The following is a 4,957-nucleotide window of genomic DNA, read 5'->3' on the forward strand; positions in this document are numbered from 1 at the left end:
GCCTGCCCACCAACCAGGCCCCGCTGTGCACCGCCGGCGACACCCGGCAGTACGACAATAACTGCCGCCGCGACGGCGTCGCCGCCCCCACCGGCCACACCGCCGGGGCCGCCGCCCGCCACCACATAGACGGTCAGCGCCGCCACCCCCGCCGGAACATAGAAACCGAAATCTCCCGGTCGGGTGAACTCCTTCTGCCCGGAGGGCTGCGCTATGCGCGGGAGCGTCCCGCCCGCGGCGACCGCCGAGGCCGGAAACACACCGGTCATCATCACCAGGCCACCCGCCAACGCCGGTACGCCCACCGCTGCCCGCCGCAAACGAGAGGGCTCTCCACTCTGTCCGGCCATGACGTCGTCCTGCCTTTCGGGTCCGTTGACGCGGAAACGTGCAAGGGGACGACCCACGCCGCCACGGCCCTGGCACCGGCCCCGCTTTGAGCATCGACCGCCGCCCACCACACCGCCACCGTTGACGGGGCATCCGCAGTAGCCGGTGTGCTTCTCATCGGAGGCGGGGGCCTGACCGCCTCTGTGGGCGGCTCGCTACCAGGTGAGCAGGACGTAGCCGGGTCCGCCGTTGTGGCCACTGGTGGCCGGGGCCCCTCCGTCGGTGCCGTTCTGACCGCCCTGGCTATCGGGGCTGGGGTCGGGGCCGCCTCCGTGTCCTCCACCGCCTCCGGCTCCGCCGCCCGCGCCGTCAAGGCCGGAACCGCCCTGGCCGACACCGGCGGGAAGGGTGACGGGCAGGGCCACAGAGGGCCGGCCGGGCGCACCGCCCTGACCACCGGTACCGCCGCTCCCGCCGCCCGTGGACGAGCCGCCGCTCCCCACGCGGCCGGCGCTGCCGGTGCCACCGGCTCGCGCGGCCGAACTGGACTGGCCGCCCCGGCCGTAAGCACCGCCGCCGCCATTGGCCAGGACGGGGCTGGAACCCGTGCAGGCATTGACCCTGCCGCCCGCTGCTCCGGCGCCGCCACTGCCGCCCGGGACTCCGGCACCGCCCAGCCCGCCGACGCCACCGGCGGAGCCGCCTGCCCGCTCGCCCCGGCCACCGCCGCCGCCACCCCCGCCGCTGCCACCCGTTTCGCCCGGCTGGCCGCCGAGCGCCGCGGCGCGTCCCTTGCTGGTCAGGGCGGAGACGAAGGACGGTCCGCCCGGGTAGTTGCCGGAGAACGTACTGGTGCCCGCTGTGCCCGCGGTGCCGCTCGTGCCGGGAGAGAAGAGGGAATCGGCCCTTCCCCCGGACCCTCCGGCACCGCCCGTACCCTGGCGCAGCAGCGTCCCGGGGCTTCCGACGAGGACCACGAGTTGCTCTCCGGCTTGGACAGCGAGCGTGCAGGACACGAACGCACCCCCGCCGCCGCCCCCGCCACCGGCGCCTCCACCGCCACCGGCTCCCCCGCCCCCACCGCCACCGGCCGCAGGGCCCACGAAGTAGCTCCCCCCGCCGCCCCCACCACCACCGGCTCCCCCACCGCCGCCGACGCCACCGGCACCGCCCCCGGCGACCACGTACGCGGTCACGGCGGTCACCCCCGCCGGCACCCGGAAGCGGTACCGCCCGGGCGTGGTGTACTCCTGCTGCCCCTGCCCCGACGCTCGGACCGCAACCGCGGAAGCCTCGCCGACCGGGGCCGCCACAGCGGTAGGCACACCGCCCCCCAACAAGCACCCCACCGCGAGGGGAACACCCGCGACAACCCACCGCAGCCTCGCGGCACCCTCTGCCGACCCTGCCATGACACATCCTCCGTATCTCTGGTCGAAGTGAACCGCTCTCCGACGGCACACATCCGTCGACGGATCATCTGATCCACCACCACATGACCTGCCATCGCTGTACCCGACATGGTGAGCACGTGTGCCCCGGGCAGACGCACCACCACCGTCACCCGGACCAGAAGGGAGGCGCCGGTTCCGGCGCCGCCGCGCGGCGCCGGCCACCGCCAGGATCGGGACGGCCGCGATGGACACGGTCACAGCCGATTTCCGGATCGAGACCGAACACGACGGCTACGCGTGCGCCCTGGAGGCAGTCGTCGAAGCGCGGCCCGCCGGCATCGAACCATCGCGCCCCCGGCTCCCGCGTCCTGACGCTCCGATGGATTCGTCACCCACGAGCCGCGCCGGAGGCGCAACGGCTTCTCGATCTCAGGTCCGGACTGGGCTCGGCTTCGTCACAGTGAGGTCAGGGTGAGAGTGACGAGGCCGCTGGCCCCCGAGATGGTGCCGTCCCCGAGCGGGCACAGTTCGGGGTTGGTGCCGGTGATGTCGGTGGCTTCCAGGATCTTCTCGGCGGTGTCGCCCGTGTAGCGACCGGCGGTGACGGTGCCGGTGAAGGTGGCGGCACCACCGGTGTCCTCCACGGAGGTCCAATGCACGGCGCTGGTGCTCTGGTCGCTCCAGGTGATGGTCTCGTCGAACGGGGCCAGAGCGTGGAGCAGGTTGACACAGGTCTCGCCCGGCTCAGCGCTCGTGGTCGCGCTCGTCCCGGGAAGACCCGCCTCGCACGTCGCGTAGGAGTTCTGGTTGGCGATGCTGACGTCCTGCGGCCGGTCGGTCAGCACGGGGGTGTACTCGCTGGTGAACGTGCCCTCGCACTGCACGTCCAGCAGCCCTTGAGCGTGAGCCGGTGCGCCGGCCGGGGCCAGCAGGAGCCCACAGGCCAGCGCCATGGCCCCGGCCAGGCCGACGAGACGGGAGAGCGCGAATCGGGACGGAACGGCGTTCATCGAACCTCCGAACGAGGGAACCTCAATCTGCTTTGTGCACTTACGATGACACGGAACGTCGGCGCGGAGGGAGCGCACAGCGACGGCGCGCCGTAGCGCGGACAGCGACGCGGCCCCGCACGCGCCCTGCGGGCACCCCCGCACCCCGGACTGCCACGACCGCCGCCCACCACGGCCCCCGGGCCGCCTCCGCACCACCGGGATCGCCGCATCGATCCCCCAACCGCCCAACGGAGCAACCGCCGTGGCGGAGGGCCCCGGTACAGTGGCGCGCGATGAGCGCAGCGGTGATCCTGTGAGCGACGACCCGCTGTCATCTCGGCCGGGCCCTCGTCATCATCATCGTCCTCACGGACCTACAGGCCAGGAGGCCAACGTTGTTCTCCTTCTCCGTCCACCGCCGAGTACGGCGGGCCGCCGCCGTCACCGTGGCCGCCGCTGCGGCAGGCGCCGCCATGCTCTCCCTCGCCGCCGCTCCCGCCTACGCCGCCACGCCCTCCTACGCCTGCGACGACGTGACCACTGTCGGCCCCCTGGGCGAGGGGGTGCTCAACTGCGTCCCGTCCGGCGGCGCTCCCAGTTCCGGGACGATCAGCACCACCTTCACCATCGTCCGCCGCTCCGACCAGGTCACCCTCACCTGTGTCCCGGTCGCCGGCGTCGCCGGGGAGGCCGTCTCCAGCGACCTGGTCACCGGCCTCTCCTGTACCGAGTAGCAGGGCCAGCCGCGGCGGCCAGGCGGCCCTCGCGTCGGCGAAGTCGAGCGCCGTCCAGCCCAACGCCGGCTGGTTGCCGCACGCCACCCGGTTCGAAGACCTCCTGGCCGAGCTACCACGGCCCGTGCTGCGGCCCCGACCTGGACCCCGGTCCAGTCCGACCTCGACCACGCCCTGGACGAGGACCTCACGCGCCGAACTCTGGCTCTTCCCAGCTTTGTTCATCCTGCTGCTGCTCTTCATCCGCAGCCTGACGGCCACCCTGCCGCCCCTTGCCGTCGCCGGAGCCAGCCTGGCACTCTCCTTCGCCGTCCTGGGGTGGGCGGGCATCCCGGCCAGGGTGGTGTGGTAGGGGTTCAGTCGAGATGCCTTACAAGAGGGGTGTGGGGTGATCTCGGACTTCTGACCGGCCTTCGCGGCCGCCTCGATCCGATGTCGTTCATCACTGCCCAGGGTGACTGGGTGGCACATGGGTCGTACAGGTGAGGCGGTGGTGGTCAGATCTTGAGGGGGGAACACCTGAGTGCGGTGGAAGCGCTTCGCCCCAACCGATTTGAACCCGTCGCGCCCTGACTCATCGTCCGATCCGTGCCGCCCATGTCGACCTGGCGATCGCCGACCTGGGCTTCACCGATGTCGCCGGGGCTGCTCGGCTCGGTTCTGAGGAAGTCCTCGGAGGTCGCCGGGGCGCCTGAGCTGCGGGGTGGTTCGCGTGCTGCGTCGTCCTGGGCCGTTCGGAGGTGGTGCGCTGGCGCCGCACCCGAAGATCGCACACGATCTTGCCATGAGATCTGACACTCCGCGTGGACCCGTCTGCGGTACCACTCGTTCACCGCTTCCCGTCGTCCCGGCCGCTCTGCCGGTGTCCGCGCCGCGCTGTCGGCGTGCGCTGCTCGGTGTGCCCGTGGCGCTGTGCTGTCTGCTCGGCGCCGGCGCCCCCGCTCACCCCGCCCCCAGCGCAGGCGGGCCCCTCGCGCTGACCGACCAGCCCCACGGCCGGCAGGAATTCACCCGGACGGGCCTCAACAGCTTCAGGGTGCCCGCAGGTGTCACCTCGCTGGACCTGTACCTGCTCGGCGCGGGAGGCGGCGGCGCGCCCGGCGGGGGCGGCGGCGGCGGAGGAGGCGGCGGCGGGGGCGGGAACTGGACCTTCCTCGGCGACGCCACCGGCGGGGGCGGCGGCGGCGGGGCCGGCGGCGGAGGAGGAGGCGGGGGCAGCGGCGGAGGAGGCGGAGCGTCCCTGGTGTGCACCGCCGTTCCGGTCACCCCGGGCGAGCAGTTCCTGATCCGCGTCGGCGCGGGTGGCGCCCCGCGGGACCAGGGCGTGGGCGGCATCGGCGGCGGAGGCGGTGCGGCCGGTGCCACCCTCAAGCCGGCCAGACCCGGAGCCGCCGGCGGCGCGGGCACCGCCGCCACGAGGCCATCCGTCGGTCAGTACACCGCCCTCATCAGTCTTTCCGGGGCGAAGATCAAGGCGAACGCCAACGGCGGTGACGCCGGGGTGGTC

Annotated in this window: 3 protein-coding genes and 2 pseudogenes; 3 read left to right on the plus strand and 2 right to left on the minus strand. The window is 73.2% G+C overall.

Features of this window, described 5'->3' with window-relative positions; all coding sequences use genetic code 11:
- Positions 1–350 (minus strand): annotated as a pseudogene (locus ACFV61_RS22155) (hypothetical protein); the annotation flags it as partial.
- Between the two features lie 1,829 nt (positions 351–2,179).
- On the minus strand, positions 2,180–2,734 hold the full coding sequence (locus ACFV61_RS22160; protein WP_380493508.1) for a hypothetical protein: 555 nt from the start codon (positions 2,732–2,734) through the stop codon (positions 2,180–2,182).
- A 377-nt stretch (positions 2,735–3,111) separates the two neighbouring features.
- Between ACFV61_RS22160 and ACFV61_RS22165 the strand changes: the two genes are divergently transcribed.
- From ACFV61_RS22165 to ACFV61_RS22175, 3 genes and pseudogenes are all read left to right on the plus strand, one after another.
- Positions 3,112–3,450 carry a hypothetical protein gene (locus ACFV61_RS22165; protein ID WP_063352062.1) on the plus strand — a complete coding sequence of 113 codons (339 nt, stop codon included), beginning with the start codon at positions 3,112–3,114 and terminating at the stop codon, positions 3,448–3,450.
- A gap of 217 nt (positions 3,451–3,667) precedes the next feature.
- Positions 3,668–3,802, plus strand: coding sequence for a hypothetical protein (locus ACFV61_RS22170; protein ID WP_380493510.1), 135 nt, complete (start codon positions 3,668–3,670; stop codon positions 3,800–3,802).
- A 546-nt stretch (positions 3,803–4,348) separates the two neighbouring features.
- A pseudogene (locus tag ACFV61_RS22175) lies at positions 4,349–4,957 on the plus strand (hypothetical protein); the annotation flags it as partial.

It is taken from the genome of Kitasatospora sp. NPDC059817 (assembly GCF_042731835.1).
Taxonomy (GTDB): domain Bacteria; phylum Actinomycetota; class Actinomycetes; order Streptomycetales; family Streptomycetaceae; genus Kitasatospora.

What these genes read in the sequence shown, in the direction of transcription:
- ACFV61_RS22160 (WP_380493508.1), bottom strand. Translation starts at nt 2,734, where the DNA reads ATGAACGCCGTTCCGTCCCGATTCGCGCTCTCCCGTCTCGTCGGCCTG.